Raw genomic sequence first — 25,072 nt, 5'->3', positions numbered from 1 at the left:
GCCGATATCGCCCAATGATTACGGGCATTAAAGGCTATTTGACCAAGCGATTTTCCTTGGACGGCCGATGCCCGAAATAGGCGCTGTAGCACGAGCTGAAATGACTGGGCGAGACAAAACCGCAGGCCACCGACACCTCGACGATGGTCAACGAAGTGTGCTGCAACAGCCGCCGTGCTTCGGTAATGCGCAGGTCCATGTAATAGCGTTGCGGGGACGTGCCGAGTTGCTCCTTGAACAATCGCTCGATCTGGCGCCGGGAGCGCCGGGCATACAGGCACAGATCGTGTATTTCCAGAGGCTCTTCAAGGTTGACGTCCATCAGGTTGATCACCTCACGCAGTGGCCCGCTGACCGACACGTTCAACATCGGCTTGATCCGCCTGAAGCGTGACGCCTCGAAGGCGAGGATGTCTTCGATGCCGTCGGTGAGGCTTTTGCCATGCAGGCTGCGAATCCATTCCAGAGCCATATAGAACGTCCCGGTGGGACTGGAGGCCGTCAGCCGGTTTCGGTCCACCACATAGGCTTCGCTGGTGACATGGCTGAGCCTGGCGATCTCTGCGAGGGCCGGACGATGTTCGGGGTGAATCGCACATCGATAGCCCTCCAGCAACCCCGCGCGCCCCAGGAACCAGGCGCCGTTCCAGATACCCGCCAGTGCGACGCCCTGCTCTGCCGCCGCCGTCAGCAACGTGGTCAATTCATCGTTGTCACGCAGCGGCGTGCGGTAACCGCCGCAAATCATCAGCAAATCCAGGCTACCCACCGCGTCCAGCGTCAGGTGCGCATCGGGGCGAATCACCAGGCCAAGGTCGCTGACGATTTCTTCAGCGCCCAGCCCGAAAGTTTGGGTGGCGAACAGCCCCGGCCGTAGCAAGTTGGCGGTGACAACGGTGTCCAGTGCCTGGGTAAACGCCGGCAGCGAAAAATGCTCCAGCAGCACAAACCCGGCACGCGCCCGGCGAGCCTCCTGGCCCAGGTCATCATTGAGGTAGCGCAGGTTCTTGCCCTGCATCGCCCCGCAGAATTGCCGTCGCTCGCCCATCTCAGGCGCGCCGTGCCTGGCGCTGCAAGGCGCCGCGTGACAGACGATCGAGCAAAAGCGCCACCGCCACAATGGCCAGGCCCGCTCGCAGGCCAAGGCCCATTTCCATGCGGGTCAGACCGCGCGTGACTTCAGCGCCCAGACCGCCCGCGCCCACCAGCCCGGCCAGCACCACCATCGCCAGGGACAACAGGATGCATTGGTTGAGCCCCACCAGCAGCGTGGGCGCCGCCGTGGGCAATTCGATCTTGAACAGAATATGGCGCGGCGATGCGCCCATGGCCTGGCCCAGCTCCAGCAGGTCCTTGGGCAATTGTTTGAAGGCCAATGTGGTCAGGCGCAGCATCGGTGGAATGCCATACACGATGGTGGCGATGATTGCCGGCACGCGCCCCAGGCTGAACAGCATCACCGCCGGAATCAGGTACACCCACGGCGGCACGGTTTGCATGATGTTGAGGATCGGCAGCAGCGCCGCATCCACGCGTTTGACCCGCGCAGCCAGAATGCCCAGCGGAAAGGCCACGCTGACCGAAATCAGCACCGCCACCGAGACCAGCGCGATGGTCTGCATCGACGCCACCCACAGCCCGGAGAACAGGCAAAACAGCAACATCAAGCCGGCAAAAAGCGCCACGCGCCAGTTGGCCAGCAGCCCCGCCAACAGCACCACCACCGCAATCAACCCATAGGCGTGAGGCGCGAGCAACGCGGTCTCGATGGCGCCCAGAGTGGCCTCGATCACCTGGCTGATCACCACAAACAGACCATGCAGATTGGCGTTCAGCCAATCGATGGCAGGCGCCAGGAATGCGCCTGGCGAGAAACGGAAATCCGTGAGGTTCATTGGCTGGCTCCTCTGCGCGATTCAGCGGCGCTTTGTGCAAGACGGTCGAGGATCATGGTGAGGATGACGATGGCCAGCGCGGCGTTGATCGACCGGGCGATATCCAGAGTGCGCACGGCACCGTAGATGGCTTCGCCCAGCCCGCCGGAGCCGACAATACCGGCGATGACCACCATGCCGAACGCCATCATCAGACTCTGGTTGACCCCGGCCATGATGCTCGGCATCGCAAACGGCAGGCGGATCTTGAAGAACATCTGCAAGCCAGTGACGCCGCTGGCATCGCCCAGTTCGACGAATTCCCTGGGCGTCATGCGGATGCCCAGCGACGTCAGGCGCAACGCCGGCGGCACCGCGACGATAAAGGTGGCCAGCAATGCCGTCGCAGGGCCGTAGCCCAGCAACGCGATGGCCGGCAGCAGATAAATGTAAGGCGGCAGCGTCTGCACCAGGTCCAGGCACGGGTCGACCACGCGATCAAACGCCGGGGCCAGTCCGGCCAGCACGCCCAACGGCACCGCCACCAGCAACGCCAGCAACGTGGCCGTCAGTACCAGTGCCAGCGTGCTGACGGTTTCGGGCCACAGGCCGATAAGACTGCACAGCAACAGTGCCAGCGCCGATAGCACGGCAAACCGCGCACCGACCATGCGCCAGCCCAGCAGGCCGATCAGCAGAGCGATCACATAGAACGGCGGCGAGGCGATGCACCACTGCACGGCCTTGAATACACCCGTCAACGCCGTGTTGGCCGCGTTGAAAAAGCCCTCACCGTTGTCCTGCAGCCACATAAGGCCCGAGTCCACGGCGGCATCGAATTGCACCGAGAAATCCGGGGTACTCATGTCGAGGCCTCCAGCACCGGCGCAATCGCCTGGGCATCATTAGGGATGCCTTGAACGCCACGCAGCAGATCCCTGGTGGTGATGATGCCGACCACCACACCGTGCTCGACCACCGCCACCGGTTCAAGATCGGCATTCATGCTCAGACCGATCAGTTCGTTGATATCGGTATCAGGCGAGGTCTGGGCCAGTCGTGAAAAATCGCACTGGGGAAAGGCCTGGCGGTAGAGCGCAACGGGCGTCATCACCGAGTGGGCCTTGACCAGGTGCAAGCGCGAGATGCCCGCGACGAATTCGGCGACATAATCATCGGCCGGATTCAGCACGATCTCTTCGGCCGTGCCGACCTGGATAATCACCCCGTCCTTCATGATGGCGATGCGGTCACCGATACGAATCGCCTCTTCCAGGTCATGGGTGATAAATACCGCAGATTTGCCCAGCGCCTTGGTGAGCTGGCGGAATTCGTCCTGCAATTGCCGACGGATCAATGGATCGAGTGCGCTGAACGGCTCGTCCATCAGGATGATTTCAGGATCGGCGGTAAGTGCCCGCGCCAGCCCGACGCGCTGCTGCATGCCGCCAGACAGCTCGCCAGGATAGCGTGAGGCCCAGTCGGTCAAACCGACCTTGGCCAGCGCACGCCGGGCAACCTCGTAGCGTTCGGCCTTGCCGACGCCCTGCACTTCCAGGCCGAAGGCGGTGTTTTCCAGCACGGTGCGGTTGGGCAGCAGCGCCACGCTCTGGAACACCATGCCGATATGCCGCGCACGCACTTCGCGCAATTGCGCTGGTGACAGCGCGGACAAATCCTTGCCCTTGACCAGCACCTTGCCGGCACTGGGAGTAATCAGTTTATTGAGCAACCTGATGAGGGTCGATTTGCCACTGCCGGACAAGCCCATGATGCAAAAGATTTCACCGCGGCGAACCTGAAGGCTCACATTCGACACCCCGACCACGCAGCTGAAGTCCTGCAGGACCTGGGTTTTAGCGAGCCCCTTGTCGACCACTGCCTGCATCGCCGCCCTGGCATTCTGACCGAAGATCTTCCAGACCGACTGGCAATCCACAAGCACTTCGTTAGTGTCTATTTTGACCGTTGTCATTTCTAAGCCTATTGAACCAATTGCATTGGTTTTTCTAATTGATCAGAACGCTTTATCCGTACCTGGCAGTGGCGAAAAAAATCGATGCTTAGGGTTGTTTGATATTGGCCCAGCGCTTCATCAGATCGGCATGGTTATCGGCCCAGCCGGCGACGGCCTCATCCATGGTCTTGCCGTCCTTGACGGCGCCATTGATGGCGGTGATATCGGCCAAGGGCACGTACACGCTGGCGATGACTTCACGGGCATGCGGGTATTGGCCGGTAAAACCTTTATGCCCGATCCAGTAGTAGGCTTGCGGCGGTGCGAAGGAGCCCTTGGGGTCCTTGAGGAACTTGAGGTCGAACTTCTGGGCCATCCACGACGGTTCCCAGATCGTCACTGCAACCCACTCTTTGCGGTCGACGGCGGACTTCAGTGCAGCGGTCATGGCGGCGGTGCTGCCTTCAAGCAACTTGAGCTTGAAGCCATAGTCCTTCACGGCTTTGTTTGCGTCGCTCATCAAGCCTGAACCGGGTTCGATGCCGATGATCTTGCCGCTGAACTTGTCGGCGTTCTCGTTAAGTTGTTCCAGAGAATCAATATCGACGTACTTCGGAACAGCAATGGCCTGGTACAAGCCATAAGAAACCGGCGAGAGTTTTTCCAGGCGGTTCTTGTTCTTGTTCCAGTAATCCTGAGTGGCGTAATCCGTCTGCGAAGCCAGAACTTGCACATCGCCTTTGGTCAACGCGGCATACGCAATACCGATTTCGGAAAACTCAACGACGTTTACGGTGTAACCGGCATTCTCCAGCACCTTTTTGGTAATGCCGGTAATCGGCGTCAGGTCCTCCCAGGACATTGTCCCGACCGTGATGGTTTTTTCTTCTGCCTGCACCGGAAGAGCAACCATTCCCACAAGCGCAACTGCACAAACGGTTTTCCAAAACTTCTTCATGGCGTGCCTCGATCCCGTTCTGTTTTTTAGTTTCAAACCTCTGATTGCCAGAGGGTGGAGTGATGCGACAACAAGGGGCGCAGCGTTGGAAATGGCTGCTTGACGAGGCCAGACTGGCATGGGGAAAAGTGCGGGTCAATAGGATGTATTCTGTGTGTATACAAATAGAATTCACACAGAACACAAATTAAATAATATTTTTTGTAATAAATTCAATAGGTTATAAAAGTCCAATGGACAAACGACAGGTCGCTTCCAGGAAAGTGTCACGTCGTTTTTGGGATGGCATTGCGCAGGGGAAAACGCTGTCTGGCAGGCGTCTGCCGTTACTGGCTGGCCTCACGCGCAGCCCTGACCAGACCGTTGAGCCAATCCTGATGCCCATTGAGCATCGGATCAGGATGCGCCAGGGCCAGCGCTTCAGCCGGCTTTCCCTTCTGGGTTTCCTGGGTGAGCACACGAACGCGGCCTTGAGGCAGGTCCTCGATCAACCAGGCGTGATGCACATCCAGGCGGGTATCACCCTCTCCCGCCCAACCGTGCCAGGCAATCCGTCCTGGCTGGCCCTCGGCTGGCGGCACACACTCGTTGCACTGCGCCTCGACCGCAAAGCCGAAGGTTTCAAAGTAAAAGCGCACGCCGCTTTTCAACTCTGGACCCGCGCCCTCGTAAAACCGCACGTTTGCAGAGTTGGCATAGTAGGTCGGCCATCGCGACGCCTGGCTGAGTAACGGCCAGATGTCCGCCGCGCCAAGGCCAGCAACAATGACTTCATTGCAGACAAAGTTTTCGGTAAATCCCGGCAGATAGCCTGGCGGCCAGAAGATTTCGTTCATGATCGGCACTCACTGTTAATAGACCGACGCCATGTTGGGTGCTACGGTCAAATAACGCCAATCGCCATACTTTATCCAGAGCATCATGAATTCTGATATCAGGCACCTCGACTTCAACCTGCTCAAAACTCTCGACGCCCTGCTGGATGAGCGCAGTGTTACCCGGGCCGCCGAGCGCTTATCCCTCACCCAGCCCGCTGTGAGCGGCATGCTCACCCGCCTGCGTGAGAGCTTTGACGATCCACTGTTCGTGCGCGCCCAACGCGGCATGGTCCCGACCCTGCGTGGCGAGCAACTGGCAGCACCGGTCAAGCAACTGCTCAGTGACATTGAACACCTGCTAAGGCCTCAAGCCTTTGATCCTGCCACCGCCGACATGACCGTTTCGATTGCCTCTACCGATTACGCACTGCGTGCGGTGGTCGTGCCATTTTTGAACGCCTTGAGAACTCAGGCACCGAATATCCGGGTGGCCGTGCAGCCTGTGGATGCTCAACAGCTCGCAGGCCAGCTGGACCGGGGCGATATCGACCTGGCGCTGGTTACGCCGCAAAGCACCGCTCCGGGCTTGCACGCAGCGGCGCTGTTCGATGAACGTTATGTCTGCGTGATGCGTGCCGATCATCCTGATGCCGGCACACAAACCCTGGCCCTGGAGCGTTTCTGCGCCTTGGATCATGTGCTGGTATCGCCCGGCGGCGGTTCCTTTCATGGCGTGACCGACCCGGCGCTGGCGCGCATCGGCCGATCACGCCGTGTGACCACCTCGGTGACCAGCTTTCTGGTGCTTCCCGATATCCTGCTGACCAGCGACCTGATCGCTGTGGTGCCGCGACGCCTGGCGTTGCATACCGATGGCCTGGTGATGCTCGAGCCGCCGGTGGAGGTTCCAGGCTTCAGCAAGACCGTGGCCTGGCATGAGCGAACGCATCACGACCCAGGCCAGAAGTGGCTGCGAACGCTGTTGATCGATACCTGCAAGAGGCTCGATTGAAGGCGGGGCGAAAGGTTGATCGCGCCCCACCGATCCTTGCGTACCTTCAGCACCGCGTTTTTGTACACCCGCTGCGCGTCCTTGAAGGACGTGTCAGCGGGCCAGTGCGGCACTTGAGGACGATCAACGGTTCCAGTTTGCCTCGCTGGTCTGCAGCGCCGCCGCGATGGTCTGCAGGTTGTTGTCCGGCAGCGAATCGGGCAGCGGGTCGCTGCCGGAGCTGACGTACAACTGCGCGTAGGCATTGCGCAGTTCTGCGTACGACAGGTCGCGCTTGAGCTGGGTCTGCAGGTTGTTCAGTTCACCCTGAATCAGTTCCAGCTCACCGATGTTCTGCGTCTGGTAGCGGTTGCGCAGCTGTTCGGCGATCTGGCCGTCGAGGTCGGCCAGCTCTTCGCTGGTGCGGAACTGACGCACGGCTTCGTTGTAGTTGGCGTTGGCCACATACAACTGTGCCAGCACCGCCATGGACATCGCCTGGCGACGGGCAGCGGCTACATCTTCGCCCGCTTCGGCCACCTTGATCGCGGCCGGTGCCGAGAACACGTTGAACAGGTTCCAGGTGATTTTCACCCCGTAGTCGGCCCAGCTCTGGGTGGTCAGGAAGGAGTTGCTGTCGTAATGACCGCCCAGCGAGAACTCCAGGCCCGGCAGCATGCGTAGCATGGCCTTGCGGGTTTCGGCGGCGCTGATGCGCGCCTGGTAATCCTGCTCGCGCAGTTCCGGACGGCTCGACAGGGCCTGCTGTTCCAGTTTGGCGAGGTCACCGGTGAACCTGGGCACCACATAGCCTTCATCCGGCGCCAGGGTGAACTGGGTGTTGAGCGGCAGGTTGATCAGCGCCGCCAGCTCGGTCTTGGCCAGCGACAGCGCGCGGCGCTGCTCTTCCAGCTGGCGGGTGGCTTCGATCAGCGCACGCTGGTAACTCAGCGTCTGCACCGGATCACCGACGCGCTGGGCAGCCATGCGCTGGCTGTTGTCGCGGGCCTGGTGGATACGGCTCATCAGGCCATCGATCTGGGTCAGCAGGCGTTGTGCCGCCACCGCACGCCAGTACGCCGAACGCACGTCCTGGGTGATGGTGTGGATGACCTTGCGCCGGCGTTCTTCGAGGATCAGGCGCTGGTCGGCCTGCTGCTTGGCGCTGACATAGCTGACACCGAAGTCCAGCACGTTCCAGACCATGGTCAGGTCGGCGACGTCGCGGTCACGGTCCTGGGAGGTCGACGGCTCGAGGGACTGGGTGCCGGTCTCGATGCTCTGGCTGCTGGAAGCGCCGACGCTGTTGCGACCGGCGTAACCGGCGGCCAGCGCCATGCGCGGCAGCATGTCGTAGCGCGACAGGTCGACCTGACGCTTGGACAATGCCTCTTCCATGATCTTCAGGCGTGCTTCGAGGTTGTACTTCACCGCACGGGCCATGGCCTGGTGCACGGTCAGCGGGCCGTTGAGCGGTTCCTGATCCTTGAACATCGTTACCAGGTCGGTGCGCGCACGTTCCTCGCTGGCGCTGCGGTCGATAGGCTGGCTGGTGACAGCACAACCGCTGATGGCCAGCGCCAGCAAGCTGGCACCGAACAATTTCTGGCTTTTATTCATCCTTGGGCCGCCCCCTGGTACGGCTTTGTTTTGTAAGTGTGTGCTGTGCTTCATGCCCGCTTCCCGATCTGCGCCGGCTGAGCCAGGGCCATGGCCAACTCGCGCACATGGCGCTGGTCGGCTTCGTTGATTTGTTGCAGTTGCTGGCCGAAGGTCGGTGTCCCGAACATGCCGCGCAGCCCCTGGTTGAGGTCGCTCTGTTTCCACTGAGCACCGTTGAATACGTTCATCTCGCTGACGCCCGGTATCGCGCGGCTGAAAATGCCGGCGAAGGTGCTGCTGCCGAACACGCTGCCCTCCCCGCCACCAAAGCCGCCCTGGCTGCCACCGAGGCTGCTCAGGCCGCTGCTGCCGAAGACCTGGGCGATGAAGCTCGGCGCGCTGCTGCCGTTACCGAGGAAGATGATGCCCAGAGGCTGCACGTTGCCGCCCACGGTGCGGACCTCGAACAGGCCTGCTGCGAACAGCGGCGACACCGCCTCAGTAGGCACGAAGCCCGGCACCTGCGGCTGCACCACCACCGATTGCGGCGTGCTGAGCGTGTCAGGTGGGTTGAGCCGGTAGTTGAGGTCACCGATATCCTGCGACTGAAGGGTCTGCAACGCGCTGTTGAGGCTTCTCGCCAGGTCGTTGCCGGCCTGGTCGCGAATGCCGCTGTTCAGCGCGTTCAGGCTCAAGCCCAGCGCGCCCGCTCCGCTCAGGTTGCCCACGGTGATGCGGTAGGTGGTGGCATCGATCTGCTGCACCGATTGCACGGTACCGCTGGCACTGCCGGTCCCGGTCACGCTGAAGTCGCTGAGGTCGACACCGCTGACGGCCTCGTCGAAGGTCAGGGTGAAGTTGAGCGTGCGGTCGCCCACCGATACCGGGCCGTCCACCACGATGCTGGTCGGCAGCGGTGCCTTGGCATCGACGAGAATGCCGCCGGTGTCGCCGATGTTGTTCAGGCCGGCATTGGCATCATTGCCGCGAGCATCGCGGATGCTGCCGCCATTGAGATCGATGGACGGCGCCACGGCGAAGGTGCTGTTGCCAGCCATGCCGCTGGTGACGTTGAGGCGGAACACCAGGGCTGTGCCGCCGGAGCCGGACTGGTAGTTGGCGTAAACCACTGTGCCGTTGTCGAGGCTGATCGCCAGTCGCGGATTGCCGTCGCCGTTGTCCACCAGCACCGCTTCATTGGTGCGCACGGTGAAGTCCAGAGCCTGGCCGGCAACGTAGGTGCCATTGGCCGGGACATCCACGCGAGTGACGCTTGGCGCCACGCGATCGATGCTGTAGCTGCTGCCTTCCAGGCCGCCGGTGATCGCGTTGCCCGCTGCGTCGACGATGCCGGTTGCGCTGCTGTTGAGGTCCAGGCGTACGTTGCCGGCGCCGCTCAGGTTGTCGACGAGGATGATGTAGGTGCGGCCGTTGACCTGCTCCACCGAGGCGATGCGACCATTGGCCGAACCGCTGAAGACCAGGGCGAAGTCGGCGCTGTCGACACCGGACACGCTCTCGTCGAAGGTCACGGTGTAGCGCACCGAGCCGCTGTTGGTCGGGCTCAGGTCGACACGCACGATGTCGCTGACCTGCGGTGCCACGGTATCGATCACCACACCGCCGACCACGCCCGGCGTATTCAGCGCCAGGTTCAGCGCATTGCCGGCAGAGTCGCGCACGGTGCCGCCATTGAGGTCGAGGGTGCCCGGCAAGCCGATGCCGCCGGCGGCGTTGTTGCCCGCCTGCACGGTGTACTCGAACACCAGCGCGTTGCTGCCGGAGCCGGACACATAGTTGGCGTAGCGGGTCACGCCGCCGATGTTCAACGCGACACGCGGGGTGCCGGTGCTGGTGTCGACGTTGACTGCCTCGCTGACGTTCACGGTGAAGCGCAGCACATCGCCGGCGTTGTAGGCGCCTGTCGCCGGCAGCCCCACGGTGGTGACGGTCGGCACAATGGCGTCGATCCGCACCAGTGAAGTGTCTGGCAGCCCGTTAAGGGCAGTGGCGACATTGTTGCCGATGCTGTCACCGACGACGCCGCCGTTGAGCTGGATGCTGTTGCCGACGCTGATGCCGGTGGCGTCCAGCTGGCCGCTGGCAACCGTCAGGCGGAACACCAGCGCGTTAGTGCCGGCGCCGGACACGTAGGTCGCATACGCGGTACCGCCGGTGTCCAGCGTCACTTCGATGCGTGGCACGCCGCCGGTGGTGTTCACCTGCACCGCTTCACTGAAATTGACGGTGAAGTCGAGGTTCTGTCCGGCGACATAAGTGCCATTGGCGGGCACATTGACGCCGGTCACGCTCGGTGCTACACGGTCGATGCTGTAGCTGGCGCCGGTCAGGCCGCCGGCAAGCGCATTACCCGCCGCGTCGACGATGCCGGTGCCACTGGCATTCAGGTCCAGGCGCAGGCTGCCGGTGCCGCCGATGCCATTGACCAGCACCGTGTAAGTGCGGCCATCGACCTGAGTGATGCCGGCAATGCTGCCGCTGGCGGTGCCGCTGAACACCAGATTGAAATCGCTGACATCCACGCCGCTGACATTCTCGCTGAACGTCAGGGTGTAGCTGACCGAGCCACCGTTGTTCGGCGAAGCGTCGATCCGCACCAGACTGCTGGCCGTTGGCGCCGTGCTGTCGATCACGATGTTGCCGGCGTTGCCCAGGCCATTGAGGTTGAGTGCCAGGCTATTGCCGGCCGGATCGCGCACGCTGCCGCCGTTGAGGTCCAGGGTACTGCCGACCACCAGGCCGCCAGCGGCGGTGTCGCCCGACTGCACGACGTACTGGAACAGCAGCGCGCCATTGGCAGCTCCGGAGACATAGCTGGCATACCGCGTCACACCGCCCACGGTCAGTACCAGACGCGGTGTACCGGTAGAAGTATCTACCGTCACACCTTCGCTGGTGTTGACGGTAAAGCTCAGCACATCGCCGGCCTTGTAGCTGCCGCCCGCCGGCAGGACGACCGAGTCCACGACGGGCACCACGGCGTCGATCCGCACCAGTGAAGTGTCCGGCAGCCCGTTAAGCGTGGTGACGACATTGTTGCCGTTGCTGTCACCGACGGTGCCGCCGTTGAGCTCGATGCTGTTGCCGACGCTGATGCCGGTGGCGTCCAGCTGGCCGCTGGCAACCGTCAGGCGGAACACCAGCGCGTTGGTGCCAGCGCCGGACACGTAGGTTGCATACGCGGTACCGCCGGTGTCCAGCGTCACTTCGATGCGTGGCACGCCGCCGGTGGTGTTCACCTGCACCGCTTCACTGAAGTTGACGGTGAAGTCGAGGTTCTGCCCGGCGACGTAAGTGCCGTTGGCGGGTACATTGACGCCGACCACGCTCGGTGCCGCACGGTCGATGCTGTAGCTGGCGCCGGTCAGGCCGCCAGCAAGCGCATTGCCCGCCGCGTCGACGATGCCGGTGCCACTGGTATTCAGGTCCAGGCGCAGGCTGCCGGTGCCGCCGATGCCATTGACCAGCACGGTGTAAGTGCGGCCATCGACCTGAGTGATGCCGGCAATGCTGCCGCTGGCGGTGCCGCTGAACACCAGATTGAAATCGCTGACATCCACGCCGCTGACGTTCTCAGTGAACGTCAGGGTGTAGCTGACCGAGCCGTCGGTGTTTGGCGAAACAACCAGATTGCTGGCGGTCGGCACTGAGGTGTCGATCAGGATGTTGCCGACGTTGCCCAGGCCATTGAGGCTCAGCTCCAGGTTGTTGCCGACCGCGTCGCGCACGCTGCCGCCATTGAGGTCCAGCGTGCTGCCGACCACCAAACCGCCAGCCGCAGTATCACCGGCCTGCACGGTGTACTGGAACACCAGCGCGCCGCTGTTAGCGCCAGAGACATAACTGGCATACCGCGTCACGCCACCCACTGTCAGCACCAGACGCGGCGTGCCGGTGGCAGTATCGACCACCACGCCTTCGCTGGTATTGACGGTGAAGCTGAGGACATCACCGGCCTTGTAGCTGCCGCCCGCCGGTACATCGACATCGACCACACTCGGGACCACACGGTCGATGCTGTAGCTGGCGCCGGTCAAGCCGCCGACAAGTGCGTTGCCCGCCGCGTCGACGATGCCGGTGCCACTGGCATTCAGGTCCAGGCGCAGGCTGCCGGTGCCGCCGATGGCATTGACCAGCACGGTGTAGGTGCGGCCATCCACCTGGGTGATGCTGGCGATGCTGCCGGACGCGGTGCCGGTGAAGAACAGGTTGAGGTCCGAGGCATCCACGCCGCTGACGTTCTCGCTGAACGTCAGGGTGTAGCTGACCGAACCGCCATTGTTCGGCGAGGCGTCGACCCGCAGCAGATTGCTGGCCGTCGGCGCCGTGGTGTCGATCAGCACATTGCCGACGTTGCCCAGGCCATTGAGGTTCAGCTCAAGGTTGTTGCCGGCCGGATCGCGTACGCTGCCGCGATTGAGGTCCAGCGTGCTGCCGACCACCAGGCCACTGGCGGCGGTGTCGCCCGCCTGCACCGTGTACTGGAACAGCAGCGCGCCACTGGCGGCGCCAGACACATAGCTGGCATAACGGGTCGCGCCGCCTACGGTCAACACCAGACGCGGCGTGCCGGTGGCGGTATCCACCACCACGCCCTCGCTGGTGTTGACGGTGAAGCTCAGCACATCGCCAGCCTTGTAGCTGCCGCTCGCCGGTACATCGACCGTGGTGACACTCGGGGCCAACTGGTCGACGACGAAGCTTTCACCCGTCAGACCGCCACTGATAGCGTTGCCCGCCGCGTCGGCGATGCCGGTGCCACTGGCGTTCAGATCCAGGCGCAGGCTGCCGGTGCCGCCGATGCCATTGACCAGCACGGTGTAGGTACGGCCGTCCACCTGGGTGACGCTGGCAATGTTGCCAGCCGCGTTACCGCTGAACACCAGGTTGAAATCGCTGATATCCACACCGCTGACGTTCTCGCTGAACGTCAGGGTGTAGCTGACCGAACCGCTGCTGCCTGGCGAAACGACCAGAGCGCTGGCAGTCGGCACCGTGGTGTCGATCAAGATATTGCCGGCGTTGCCCAGGCCATTGAGGTTCAGCTCAAGATTGTTGCCGGCCGGATCGCGTACGCTGCCGCCATTGAGGTCCAGCGTGCTGCCGACCAACAAGCCACCAGCGGCGGTGTCGCCCGCCTGCACGGTGTACTGGAACACCAGCGCGCCGCTGTTAGCGCCAGAGACATAGCTGGCATAGCGGGTCACGCCACCCACGGTCAGCACCAGACGCGGCGTGCCGGTGGCGGTATCGACCACCACGCCTTCGCTGGTATTGACGGTAAAGCTCAGCACATCGCCAGCCTTGTAGCTGCCGTCAGCCGGCAGGTCGACTGAGTCCACTACCGGCACCACAGCGTCGACCCGCACACCCGAGGTATCGCCCAGGCCGTTGAGGGTCAGGTTGGCCGCGTTGCTCGCCGCATCTCGCAGCGTGGCGCCATTGAGCTGGATGCTGTTGCCGACGCTGATACCGTTGCTGTCGAGCTGACCGCTGGCAACGGTCAGGCGGAACACCAGCGCATTTGTGCCAGCACCGGACAGGTAGGTCGCGTATGCGGTGCCGCCGGTGTCCAGAGTCACTTCGATGCGTGGAATGCCGCCGGTGGTATCCACCTGCACCGCTTCGCTGAAGTTGACGGTGAAATCCAGGCTCTGCCCGGCGACATAGCTGCCGTTGGCCGGCACATCGACGCCGACCACGCTCGGGACAATACGGTCGATGCTGTAGGTCGCGCCGGTCAGGCCGCCGGTCAGCGCATTGCCCGCCGCATCGACGATGCCGGTGCCGTTGGCATTGAGATTCAGGCCCAGGCTGCCGGCACCGCTCAGGTTATCCACCCGAACCGTCCAGGTCGAACCGTTGACCTGAGTGACCGTGCTGATCGTGCCACCGGCAGTTCCGGTGAGGGCGAGGCTGAAGTCGCTGGCATCGACACCGCTGACATCTTCATTGAAGGTCACCGTGAAGCTGACCGAGCCATTGTTGGTCGGCGTGGTATCAATGCGCACGATGCCGCTGGCACTCGGCGCCCCGGTATCGACCAGCACACCGGCGGTGTTGCCCACGCTGTTCAGCGTCAGGTTCAGATTATTGCCAGCCAGGTCGGTCAGTGCTTCACCACGCAGGTCGAGGCTGCTGACCGCGATGCCGTTGCTGTCGTTGTCGCCGGCCTGCACCACGTACTGGAACACCAGCGCCGCGCTGCCATTGCCGGAGACATACGTGGCGTAACGGGTCACGCCACCGACATCGAGCACCAGCCGTGGTGGCAGCGCGCCGGTCTGCAAGGCTTCACTGGCATTGACGGTGAAGCTCAACACGTCGCCGGCCTTGTAACTGCCGTCGACCGGTGTGGCCACGCTGAGCACGGTCGGCACCACGCCGTCCACATTGACATTGGCGGTGCTGGCGACGTTGTTCAGGGTGACCACGGTGTCGTTGCCAACGCTGTCGCGCAGGGTGCCGCCGTTGAGCTGGATCGAACTGCCCAGCACAATGCCGTTGCTGTCCAGCTGGCCGCTGGCAGCGGTCAGGCGGAACACCAGAGCGTTGCCGCCAGAGCCGGATACATAGTTGGCGAAGACTGTGCCGCCGGTGTCGAGGGTCACGGCGAGGCGCGGGATGCCAGCGGTGGTGTCGACCACCACGTTCTCGCTGAAATTGACGGTGAAATCGAGGTTTTGCCCGCCGATATAGGTGCCGTTGGCCGGTACATCAACGCTGGTGACGCTCGGCGCCACGCGGTCGATGCTGTAGGTCGCGCCGGTCAGGCCGCCGGTAATTGCATTGCCCGCCGCATCGACGATGCCGGTGCCGCTGGCATTCAGATTCAGGCCCAGGCTGCCGGTACCGCCGATGCCGTTGACCAGCACGGTGTAGGTCCGGCCATTCACCTGGGTAACGCTGGCGATGGTGCCGGACGCGGTGCCGGTCAAGGACAGGCTGAGGTCCGAGGCATCCACGCCGCTGACGCTCTCGCTGAAGGTCACGGTAAAGCTAACCGCGCCGCTGTTGGTCGGGGTTGAATCGACCCGCACGATGCCGCTGGCCGTTGGTGCGGTGGTGTCGATCAGTACGCCAGCAGCGCTGCCCAGGCCATTGAGGTTCAGCTCAAGGTTATTACCGGCCGACTCGCGTACGGTGCCGCCATTAAGGTCCAGCGTGCTGCCGACCAGCAGGCCACTGGCGGCGGTGTCGCCCGCCTGCACCGTGTACTGGAACAGCAGCGCGCCACTGGCGGCGCCAGACACATAGCTGGCATAGCGGGTCGCGCCGCCTACGGTCAGCACCAGACGCGGCGTGCCGGTCGAGGTGTCGACCACCACGCCTTCGCTGGTGTTGACGGTAAAGCCGAGAACATCACCGGCCTTGTAGCTGCCGTCAGCCGGCAGGTCGACCGAGTCCACCACCGGCACCACGGCATCGATCAGCACACCCGAGGTATCGCCCAGACCATTGAGGGTCAGGTTGGCCGCGTTGCTCGCCGCATCCTGGACAATGGCGCCATTGAGCTGAATGCTGGTAGCGACGCTGATGCCGTCGCTGTCGACCTGACCGCTGGCGGCGGTCAGGCGGAACACCAAAGCGTTAGTGCCGGAGCCGGACACATAGTCGGCGTAGACCGTACCGCCGGTGTTGAGGGTCACGGCAAGGCGCGGAGTGCCGCCTGTGGTATTCACCTGCACCGCTTCATTGAAGTTTACGGTGAAATCGAGGTTCTGCCCGGCGACATAGGTGCCGTTGGCCGGTACATCGACGCTGGTGACGTTCGGTGCCACGCGGTCGATGCTGTAGGTTGCGCCGGTCAGGCCGCCGGTAATTGCATTGCCCGCCGCATCGACGATGCCGGTGCCGCTGGCATTCAGGTTCAGGCCCAGGCTGCCGGTACCCGCGATGGCATTGACCAGCACGGTGTAGGTTCGACCATTCACCTGAGTAACGCTGGCGATGGTGCCGGACGCGGTGCCGGTCAGGCTCAGGCTGAGGTCCGAGGTATCCACGCCGCTGACGTCTTCGTCGAAGGTCACCGTGAAGCTGACCGCGCCGCTGTTGGTCGGCGTTGAATCGACACGGACGATGCCGCTGGCACTCGGTGCCCCGGTATCGACCAGCACACCGGCGGTGCTGCCCACACTGTTCAGCGTCAGGTTCAGGTCATTGCCAGCCAGGTCGGTCAGTTGCTCGCCGCTCAGGTCGAGGCTGCTGACCGCGATGCCGTTGCTGTCGTTGTCGCCCGCCTGCACCACGTACTGGAACACCAGTGCAGAGCTGCCGCTGCCGGAGACATAAGTGGCATAGCGGGTCACACCACCGACATCGAGCACCAGTCGTGGTGCCAGCGCGCCGGTCCGCAATGCTTCGCTGGCATTGACGGTGAAGCTCAACACGTCGCCGGCCTTGTAGCTGCCGTCGGCCGGTGTGACCACGCTGAGCACGGTCGGCACTATGCCGTCGACATTGACGTTGACGGTGCTGGCGACGTTGTTCAGGGTGATCACGGTGTCGTTGCCAACGCTGTCGCGCAGGGTGCCGCCGTTGAGCTGGATCGAACTGCCCAGAGCGATGCCGTTGCTGTCCAGCTGGCCGTTGGCAGCGGTCAGGCGGAAGACCAAAGCGTTAGTGCCGGAACCGGACACATAGTCGGCGTAGACCGTACCGCCCGTATCGAGGGTGACGGCGAGGCGCGGCACGCCGCCTGTGGTATTCACCTGCACCGCTTCGCTGAAGTTGACGGTGAAATCGAGGTTCTGCCCGGCGACATAGGTGCCGTTGGCCGGTACATCGACGCTGGAAACGCTCGGCGCCACGCGGTCGATACTGTAGGTCGCGCCAGTCAGGCCGCCGGTGATGGCGTTGCCGGCCGCATCGACAATGCCGGTACCGCTGGCATTCAGATCAAGGCCCAGGCTGCCGGTACCGCCGATGCCGTTGACCAGCACGGTGTAGGTTCGACCATTCACCTGGGTAACGCTGGCGATGGTGCCGGACGCGCTGCCGGTAAAGGACAGGCTCAGGTCCGAGGTATCCACACCGCTGACGTCTTCGTCGAAGGTCACCGTGAAGCTGACCGCGCCGCTGTTGGTCGGGGTTGAATCGACACGCACGATGCCGCTGGCACTCGGCGCCCCGGTATCGACCAGCACACCGGCCGTGTTGCCCACGCTATTGAGCGTCAGGTTCAGGTCGTTGCCGGCAAGATCGGTCAGTTGCTCGCCGCTCAGGTCGAGGCTGCTGACCGCGATGCCGTTGCTGTCGTTGTCGCCGGCCTGCACCACATACTGGAACACCAGTGCAGAGCTGCCGTTGCCGGAGACATAAGTGGCATAGCGGGTCACGCCGCCGACATCGAGCACCAGCCGTGGTGCCAGCGCGCCGGTCTGCAACGCTTCACTGGCATTGACGGTGAAGCTCAGCACGTCGCCGGCCTTGTAACTGCCGTCGGCCGGTGTGACCACGCTGAGCACGGTCGGCACTATGCCGTCGATATTGACATTGGCGGTGCTGGCGACGTTGTTCAGGGTAACTACGGTGTCGTTGCCAACGCTGTCGCGCAGGGTGCCGCCGTTGAGCTGGATCGAACTGCCCAGAGCGATACCGTTGCTGTCCAGCTGGCCGCTGGCAGTAGTCAGGCGGAAAACCAATGCGTTAGTGCCGGAGCCGGACACATAGTTGGCGTACACGGTGCCGCCGGTGTCTAGGGTCACGGCAAGGCGCGGCACGCCGCCTGTGGTATTGACCTGCACCGTTTCATTGAAGTTGACGGTGAAATCGAGGTTTTGCCCGGCGACATAGGTGCCATTGGCCGGTACATCGACGCTGGAAACGCTCGGCGCCACGCGGTCGATGGTGTAGGTCGCGCCGGTCAGGCCGCCGGTGATGGCGTTGCCGGCCGCATCAACGATGCCGGTACCGCTGGCATTCAGATTCAGGCCCAGGCTGCCAGTACCGCCGATGCCGTTGACCAGCACGGTGTAGGTCCGGCCATTCACCTGGGTAACGCTGGCGATGGTGCCGGACGCGCTGCCGGTAAAGGACAGGCTCAGGTCCGAAGTATCCACGCCGCTGACGTCTTCGTCGAAGGTCACCGTGAAGCTGACTGCACCGCTGTTGGTCGGGGTCGAATCGACACGCACGATGCCGCTGGCCGTTGGCGCCGTAGTGTCGATCAGTACGCCCGCAGTGCTGCCCAGGCCATTGAGGTTCAGCGTCAGGCTGTTACCGGCCGGATCGCGCACGCTGCCGCCATTGAGGTCCAGCGTGTTGCCAACCACCAGGCCGCCAGCGGCGGTGTCACCCGCCTGCACCGTGTACTGGAACACCAGCGCGCCATTGGCGGCGCCAGAGACGTAGCTGGCATAACGGGTCGCGCCACCCACGGTCAGGACCAGGCGCGGCGTACCCGTGGAGGTATCGACCACCACGCCTTCGCTGGTGTTGACGGTAAAGCTGAGCACATCGCCGGCCTTATAGCTGCCGTCGGCCGGCAAGCCGACCGAGTCCACCACTGGCACGATGGCGTCGACCAGTACACCCGTGGTGGTGCCTCGGCCATTGAGGGTGGTGTTGATGTCGTTGCCGACCGCGTCGCGCAGGGTCGCGCCGTTAAGCTGAATGCTGTTGCCAAGGCTGATACCGTCGGTATCGAGCTGGCCGCTGGCAACGGTCAGGCGGAACACCAGCGCAGTGGTGCCAGCGCCGGACAGGTAGCTGGCATAAACGGTGCCGCCGGTGTCGAGGGTCACGCCGATGCGCGCAGTGCCGCCGGTGGTGTCCACCTGCACCGCTTCATTGAAGTTGACGGTGAAATCGAGGTTCTGCCCGGCCACATAGGTGCCGTTGGCCGGCACATCGACGCTGGTAACGCTCGGCGCCACGCGGTCGATGGTGTAGGTCGCGCCGGTCAGGCCGCCGGTAATCGCGTTGCCGGCCGCATCGACGATGTTCGTGCCGCTGCTGTTGAGGTTCAGCCCCAGCGTGCCGAGACCGCTCAGGCTGTCCACCACGACCGTCCAGGTGCGGCCGTCCACCTGGGTGGCGCTGGTGATCGTACCGCTGGCCGTCCCGACGAGGGACAGTCCGAAGTCGCTGGCATCGACACCGCTGACGTCTTCGTTGAAGGTCACGGTGAAGCTGACCGAACTGCTGCTGGTCGGCGTTGAGCCGACACGAACGATGCCGCTGGCACTCGGCGCCGCAGTGTCCACCAGTACACCGGCGGTGCTGCCCACGCTGTTCAGCGTCAGGTTCAGGTCGTTGCCGGCAAGATCGGTCAACTGCTCGCCGCTCAGGTCGAGGCTGCTGACCGCGATGCCGTTGCTGTCGTTGTCGCCCGCCTGCACCACGTACTCGAACACCAGCGCCGAGCTACCGTTGCCGGAGACATACGTGGCGTAACGGGTGGCGCCGCCCACGTCCAGTACCAGACGAGGTGCCAGCGCACCGGTCTGCAGGTCTTCACTGGCATTGACAGTGAAGCTCAGTGTATCGCCGGCCTTGTAGGTGCCATCGCCTGGCGTCGCCACGCTGAGCACGGTCGGCACCACGGCGTCGACATTGACGTTGGCGGTGCTGGCGACGTTGTTCAGGGTGACCACGGCGTCGTTGCCGGCGGTGTCACGCAGGCTGCTGCCGTTGAGCTGGATCGAACTGCCCACGGTGACGCCGTTGCTGTCCAGCTGGCCGCTGGCGGCGGTCAGGCGGAAGACCAAAGCGTTAGTGCCGGAACCGGACACATAATTGGCGTACACGGTACCGCCGGTGTCGAGGGTCACGGCGAGGCTCGGGGTGCCACCGCTGGTGTCGACCACCATGTTCTCGTTGAAATTGACCGTGAAATCGAGGGTCTGCCCGGCGATATAAGTGCCGTCGGATGGCACGCTGACGCTGGCCACAACCGGTACCACACCATCGACCACGATATTGCTGCGGCCACCGAGAGAGTTCGCACCGCCGACGGTCGGCAGGGTCAGGATCGCCAGGTCGCTGGAGGCATTGGCCAGCACCGCGCCGTTGAGTTGCAGCGCCGTCGTGCTCTGGAAGTCCAGGTCAGCGCTGGTGTCACCGGCCTGCACCGTGTACTTGAAGACCAGCGTGTTGCTGCCCGACCCGCTCTGGTAAACCGCACTGCGATCGACCAGGCCGGTTTCCAGCAGCAGGCTCGGGATACCGCCGGTGAGATTGACGTTGACCGCCTGATCGAACACCACGTTGACCAGCACGTCGTCGCCAATCTTTACGGTACGGTCCAGGCCCTGCGCGGCAACGCCGGTGACCCTCGGATTCGCTGGCACCACGCTGATGGTAATGGTGTCGAGATCGCTTTTGGTCCCGCCGCTGCCGGTATAGCCCTGATCGTCGCTCTCGATGACCAGGCTGGCGCTGCCGAGGAAGCCACTATCAGGCTTGAACGTCAGGCTTTGCAGCGCGGCATTAAGATTGGCCTGGGTGCCCTGAATACGGAGGGTGCTGTCATCCAGGCCGGTACCCGTCATGAAGGTCACGCTGGCAGAAGACAATGACACGGTGCCGTTGACCGCGGTAAGCGTCACGATCATGAGGTTGTTGCCGGCATCCACGTCATTAACCGAAATGGCGTTGCCGTTGGCATCGTTGAACGCCAGAACGAAGTCCTGCGACGTGGTCTGGGCGGCCGGCACCGTATTGACCGGCGCGTCGTTTACCGCAGTGACGTTGATGGTGACCGTCTTGGTGTCCGTCTGCGCGCTGCCTCCGGTATTGCCGTTGTCGTTGATAGTCACCGTCAGGATCACGCTGGCGGTGGCGTTCTGCGCGGTCTTGTAGGCCAGGTTGTTGCCGGCGATCAGGGCATTGATATCGGCCAGCGTACCCGACAGGGTCAGGGAGCCGGTGCCATCGCCGCCGACGCCGACGCCATTGCCAGCGGTGGCAGTCAGGGTGCCGCTGGCCACCGAAAAGGTCGCGGTCACATTGCCGCTGCCGGCGTCGACATCACTGAAGCTGACGCCGGTGATGGCGCCGGCCACATCTTCGGTGACACTGAGACTGCCCGGCACGGTAACCACCGGCGCATCGTTCACCGGGTTGACGCTGAGGGTCATGGTGGTGCTGGCAGTGCTGGCGCTGGCGGTGTCGACGCTGATGGTCAGGGTCTCGTTGGCCGTGGCGTTGGCTGCCGTGGTGTAGGTCAGGCGGTTATTGGCGATGAAGCTGTTGATGCTGGTGATGGTGCCGGTCAGCGTCAGCGCGCTGGAGGTACCGCCTACGGTTACGCCAGCGGCGCTGGTGGCGCTGAGCGTGCCGGAGCCGACACTCAGGGTCACGGTGCCGCTGGTGGAGTCAACGTCGCTGATACTGATCTGGTTGATCACCGAGGCGACATCTTCGACCACCAGGGTGCTCGCCGGCGCACTGATCAGCGGAGAGTCGTCCACGGCAGTGAGGGTGATGGTACGGCTGACCGCAGAGGAGTCCAGACTGCCGTCGTTGGCCTGAAATTGCACGGTGCGGGTCAAGACCGAGGGCGCGTCCGACAGGTTGGTGTAGGTCACCGACCGCAGCGCCGACTGGAACTGCGCCAGACTGGCCTGGTTGCCGGCGGAGCTCAGGGTCAGGGTGCCGGTGGTGGCGTCCCATGAGCCGATGATGTTGCCCATGGTCGCCGGATTGGACAACAGCGCCAGAGAATCCTGGCCGTTGCTGTAGTTGCCCGAGACGCGCACGGTGGCCGAGGCAATGCCCGGACCGTCTGGATCGCTGATAGTCAGGCCACTGTCGATGACCACCGGGGTCGAAGGGGTGTTGTTGCCTTCGGTCCAGGTCACGCTGCCGCCACTGCCGGTGAGGACCGGCGCATCGTTGACCGAAACCAGGGTCACGACGCTGGCGATCGACAGCGGGGTGATTTCAATCCCGCCGTTGGCGGTGCCGCCGCTGTCGCGAACGGCGGTCAGGGTGGCAGTACGGGAACCGCCCGTCGGGGTATCGCTGTCGTTACGGTAGGCCAGGCCGTTGACGATGGTCTGCGCCAGCGCCGTGGAGATCCCGGCATGGGTGATGGTCACTGTGGCGGTAGTACCGCTGAAAGCAACCGATACATTCAGGCCGTTGGTGCCCGTGATCACCGACGTCAGATCGGTAAGGCTGACACTGGTGCCGTCGATGACCAGCTTTTCCAGGCTTGCGTCCGCCAGGTTAGTGACCTGCACGATCAGCCCGGTGATGCTCTGCCCTGCTTCGACGGTACTGATGGCAGTGCCGCTGAACAGAACAGCCGGCAAACCGTTCTCGGTGAAGGTCGGGTTGGAGCCGGTGGCGGTCAGGGTCGGGGCGTCGTTGACCGCGTTGATGACAACGTTTACCAAGGCGGCGGTGCTGGTACCGCCAGCGCCATCGCTGACCGTGACCTGCACGGTGCGCGTCGGTGTGGCGATGTCGGCGTCGTTGCTGTTGCGGTACGCAAGGCGTTGCAGCAGCGCGCTTACCGCGGCGGGGGTCGCCGCGTTGGTGAGGGTGATCACCAGAGGGTTACCCGAGGTGCCGCCGGTGAAGGTGCCGATCACGTTACTGCCGTAGGAAACGGAGTTGCCGCTGACCGTTATGTTCGTGGCACCGGCGCCCTGATCGGAGATCCATAGCACGTCTTGACTGGACACGCCGTTGTTGCTGATCGACACGGTGACATTGCCGCCGCTGAAGTTGGCGCTGTCGGCATCGGTGACCGTCGCGTTGGCGCCCGAATCAATCAACACGCCCGCGCTGCCCTCGGTGTAGCTGACGTTATCGCCAGTGAGGCCGGTGATCACGGGCGCGGCATTGCTCGAGGTCACGAAATTCAGCGTGGTGTTGTACTGAATACCCGTGAAGACAATGTTATTGGCATCGACGAAGGTCCTGGCATCGGCACGGATGGCGTAGGCCGTGCCAGAGCCCAGGGTGATGGATGGATCGATGGTCCAGGTGGTGCCGGAACCGGTGATCTGTGAAGAGCTGACCGCGATGGTCTCGACTACCACGTTGTCGGAGGTCCGCACGATATAGATATTGCCAGTGCTGCCCTTGCTGACCGACTTGTCGAAGGTCAGCACGATGTTGGCGGTCGGACTCACGCCGGTGGCGTTGTCGCTCGGTGTGGAAGACAGCAACCCGGGCGGCGCGCCGTTCTGCAGATAGAGGGTGCCCTGACTGCCGTTGGTCGGGGCAAAGAGGTCGACATCACCATCGCCGTCGAAGTCGCCAGCGCGATAGTTCGTACCACCGTTGTTGACCAGATTCAGGCCGTCAAAGGGCGACTGTGCCTGAGTCTGTATGGTGAAGGAGCCATCACCATTGCTGCGCGCATACTGGAAATCCGAGCTGTCGCTACCCGTCTGATAGAGGATGTCGGCATCGCCATCGCCGTCGAAGTCGCCCACCACCATACGCCCGGGGGCAGTAGGCGTGGGCAGGCCGGATGTGGCAGGACTGCTGAAAGAGCCAGCGCTGTTGCTCAGGTAGGTCGTCGTCGCACCCGTGGCAGTCACCATGACATCAAGGTCGCCATCGCCATCGAAGTCGGCGACGAAGTAGTTTGTGCCGGAGTGGTTCGGCAGCGCCACGCCGGCGAAAGGAGAATTAGCCTGGGTCAGCAACTGGAAGCTGCCATTACCGAGGCTACGCGCATACCCCCATACGCTGCCATTGGCCCCTGCCTGATAGAGAATATCGGCATCGCCATCATTGTCGAAGTCCCCTACCACCATACGTGTGCCGGTGGTGGTTGACGGAAAACCTGCACTGGATTGACTGGTGAAGGTGCCGTTGTCGTTGCGCAAGAACGTACCCGTGGTGGTGGCCGCGCCTATCAGCACATCAACATCACCATCCCCGTCAAAATCGGCCACGAAGAAGTTGCCCCCGTGGTTACCCAGCGGTACCCCGGCAAAAGGCGAGTTTGCGATCGAGAGCTGGGTGAAGGTGCCGTCGCCATCGCTCTGCGCATACGCCCAGACAGAGCTGGCACCGCCAGTCTGGTAAAGAATGTCGGTGTCACCGTCACTGTCGAAATCGCCGACCACGGTACGGCCGGCCGCAGCGATGGTTGTGCCTAGCGGCGCCGTACCGATACTCCATGCATTGGCCAGAAGGCTTTCATAGCCATCTCCGCTCAGTGTTGCGGTCTCGACCTGGCCACTGCTGCGTTCCAGCGTCCAGTTGCCGCCCAGCGCTGCCGACCCGGTATCGTCCGAAGAAGCCGCCACGTCGGCGCCGGTGATACTCGCCAGATCGTCGATGAACGACTGGCCCTGGTTACCGTCGCCGACCCGGCAGCCGTAGAGCATCAGGTCGCCGTCGGCCTTGAGCGCGGCACCGATGCTTTCCAGTGCCGCCCGATGCTCGGCCAGGTTACTTTCTGCCAGCCAGACATTGCCCACCTGCACCGTGCTCTGCGCGCCATGGGACAACAGGTGAACGGCGTCCAGGTTCTCGCGCCCCTTGAGGTAGTCGGCCATCTGCTGCAGGCCGTCCTTGCTCGGGTCGAGCACAACGACCTCGGCATTGGCCGACAGGCCGGCGAGCAGTTCGGCGACATTGCCCACCTGGCTGTCGACGAACACCACTTCCTGGCGCTGCGCGCTGTCGTTGGTGCTGGCCCGCGTATCGATGCTGGCTGCGGCCTGACTGGTGTTGTCTGCGGAGGTGCTGTCCCTGGCGGGCTCGGCGGTGGCCTGAGTGGCCTCCTGGGCGACCACGGCCACGGACGCATCGAACATGATTCGCGGCTCGAGGGCCATCAGCAGCGGCGCAGCATCGGGCTCGACGGAATGCGGCTGCGGGACGGACTTACGCGAGAATCGTTCGATGAATTTCATGTTGCACCTCCAGGTGTGC

The 25,072-nt window shown here is 63.3% G+C and carries 9 protein-coding genes; 1 reads left to right on the top strand and 8 read right to left on the bottom strand.

Annotation, left to right across the window (positions count from 1 at the left end; translation table 11 throughout):
• Nucleotides 1–34 precede the first annotated feature (34 nt).
• The 6 genes from ACYAS9_RS12285 to ACYAS9_RS12260 all read right to left on the bottom strand — a co-directional run bounded on the left by ACYAS9_RS12285 (nucleotide 35) and on the right by ACYAS9_RS12260 (nucleotide 5,625).
• Nucleotides 35–1,048 (bottom strand): GlxA family transcriptional regulator, encoded by a 1,014-nt coding sequence (locus ACYAS9_RS12285; protein ID WP_463568566.1) that lies wholly within the window; start codon nucleotides 1,046–1,048, stop codon nucleotides 35–37.
• Nucleotide 1,049: 1 nt separating this feature from the next.
• Nucleotides 1,050–1,895: an ABC transporter permease gene (locus ACYAS9_RS12280; RefSeq protein WP_463568565.1), complete on the bottom strand. Its 846-nt coding sequence runs from the start codon at nucleotides 1,893–1,895 to the stop codon at nucleotides 1,050–1,052.
• Entirely contained in the window at nucleotides 1,892–2,740 is an 849-nt protein-coding gene (locus ACYAS9_RS12275) for an ABC transporter permease (RefSeq protein ID WP_463568564.1), read from the bottom strand. Before ACYAS9_RS12275 ends, ACYAS9_RS12280 begins: the two co-directional genes overlap by 4 nt.
• Nucleotides 2,737–3,849 (bottom strand): quaternary amine ABC transporter ATP-binding protein, encoded by a 1,113-nt coding sequence (locus ACYAS9_RS12270; protein ID WP_463568563.1) that lies wholly within the window; start codon nucleotides 3,847–3,849, stop codon nucleotides 2,737–2,739. The genes ACYAS9_RS12275 and ACYAS9_RS12270 overlap by 4 nt, the downstream gene beginning before the upstream one ends.
• An 88-nt stretch (nucleotides 3,850–3,937) precedes the next feature.
• Nucleotides 3,938–4,789 (bottom strand): glycine betaine ABC transporter substrate-binding protein, encoded by an 852-nt coding sequence (locus ACYAS9_RS12265; protein ID WP_463568923.1) that lies wholly within the window; start codon nucleotides 4,787–4,789, stop codon nucleotides 3,938–3,940.
• Nucleotides 4,790–5,115: 326 nt separating this feature from the next.
• Nucleotides 5,116–5,625 carry an SRPBCC family protein gene (locus tag ACYAS9_RS12260; protein ID WP_463568562.1) on the bottom strand — a complete coding sequence of 170 codons (510 nt, stop codon included), beginning with the start codon at nucleotides 5,623–5,625 and terminating at the stop codon, nucleotides 5,116–5,118.
• Between the two features lie 85 nt (nucleotides 5,626–5,710).
• Here ACYAS9_RS12260 and ACYAS9_RS12255 point away from each other — a divergent pair, with 85 nt between their 5' ends.
• A complete protein-coding gene (locus ACYAS9_RS12255) occupies nucleotides 5,711–6,619 on the top strand; it encodes a LysR family transcriptional regulator (RefSeq protein WP_463568561.1) in 909 nt (302 codons plus the stop codon).
• A gap of 123 nt (nucleotides 6,620–6,742) precedes the next feature.
• On the opposite strand, the gene ACYAS9_RS12250 is transcribed toward ACYAS9_RS12255, so the two are convergent.
• Nucleotides 6,743–8,218 carry a TolC family protein gene (locus ACYAS9_RS12250; protein ID WP_463568560.1) on the bottom strand — a complete coding sequence of 492 codons (1,476 nt, stop codon included), beginning with the start codon at nucleotides 8,216–8,218 and terminating at the stop codon, nucleotides 6,743–6,745.
• A gap of 50 nt (nucleotides 8,219–8,268) precedes the next feature.
• On the bottom strand, nucleotides 8,269–25,053 hold the full coding sequence (locus ACYAS9_RS12245) for a DUF4347 domain-containing protein (protein ID WP_463568559.1): 16,785 nt from the start codon (nucleotides 25,051–25,053) through the stop codon (nucleotides 8,269–8,271).
• Between the last annotated feature and the right edge of the window lie 19 nt (nucleotides 25,054–25,072).

Source organism: Pseudomonas sp. HP_08 (genome assembly GCF_055284095.1).
This window is presented reverse-complemented; position numbering and strand designations above follow the sequence as displayed.

Coding starts and splice junctions, on each gene's coding strand:
- ACYAS9_RS12285 (WP_463568566.1), bottom strand. CDS start 1,048: ATGGGCGAGCGACGGCAATTCTGCGGGGCGATGCAGGGCAAGAACCTG.
- ACYAS9_RS12280 (WP_463568565.1), bottom strand. CDS start 1,895: ATGAACCTCACGGATTTCCGTTTCTCGCCAGGCGCATTCCTGGCGCCT.
- ACYAS9_RS12275 (WP_463568564.1), bottom strand. CDS start 2,740: ATGAGTACCCCGGATTTCTCGGTGCAATTCGATGCCGCCGTGGACTCG.
- ACYAS9_RS12270 (WP_463568563.1), bottom strand. CDS start 3,849: ATGACAACGGTCAAAATAGACACTAACGAAGTGCTTGTGGATTGCCAG.
- ACYAS9_RS12265 (WP_463568923.1), bottom strand. CDS start 4,789: ATGAAGAAGTTTTGGAAAACCGTTTGTGCAGTTGCGCTTGTGGGAATG.
- ACYAS9_RS12260 (WP_463568562.1), bottom strand. CDS start 5,625: ATGAACGAAATCTTCTGGCCGCCAGGCTATCTGCCGGGATTTACCGAA.
- ACYAS9_RS12255 (WP_463568561.1), top strand. CDS start 5,711: ATGAATTCTGATATCAGGCACCTCGACTTCAACCTGCTCAAAACTCTC.
- ACYAS9_RS12250 (WP_463568560.1), bottom strand. CDS start 8,218: ATGAATAAAAGCCAGAAATTGTTCGGTGCCAGCTTGCTGGCGCTGGCC.
- ACYAS9_RS12245 (WP_463568559.1), bottom strand. CDS start 25,053: ATGAAATTCATCGAACGATTCTCGCGTAAGTCCGTCCCGCAGCCGCAT.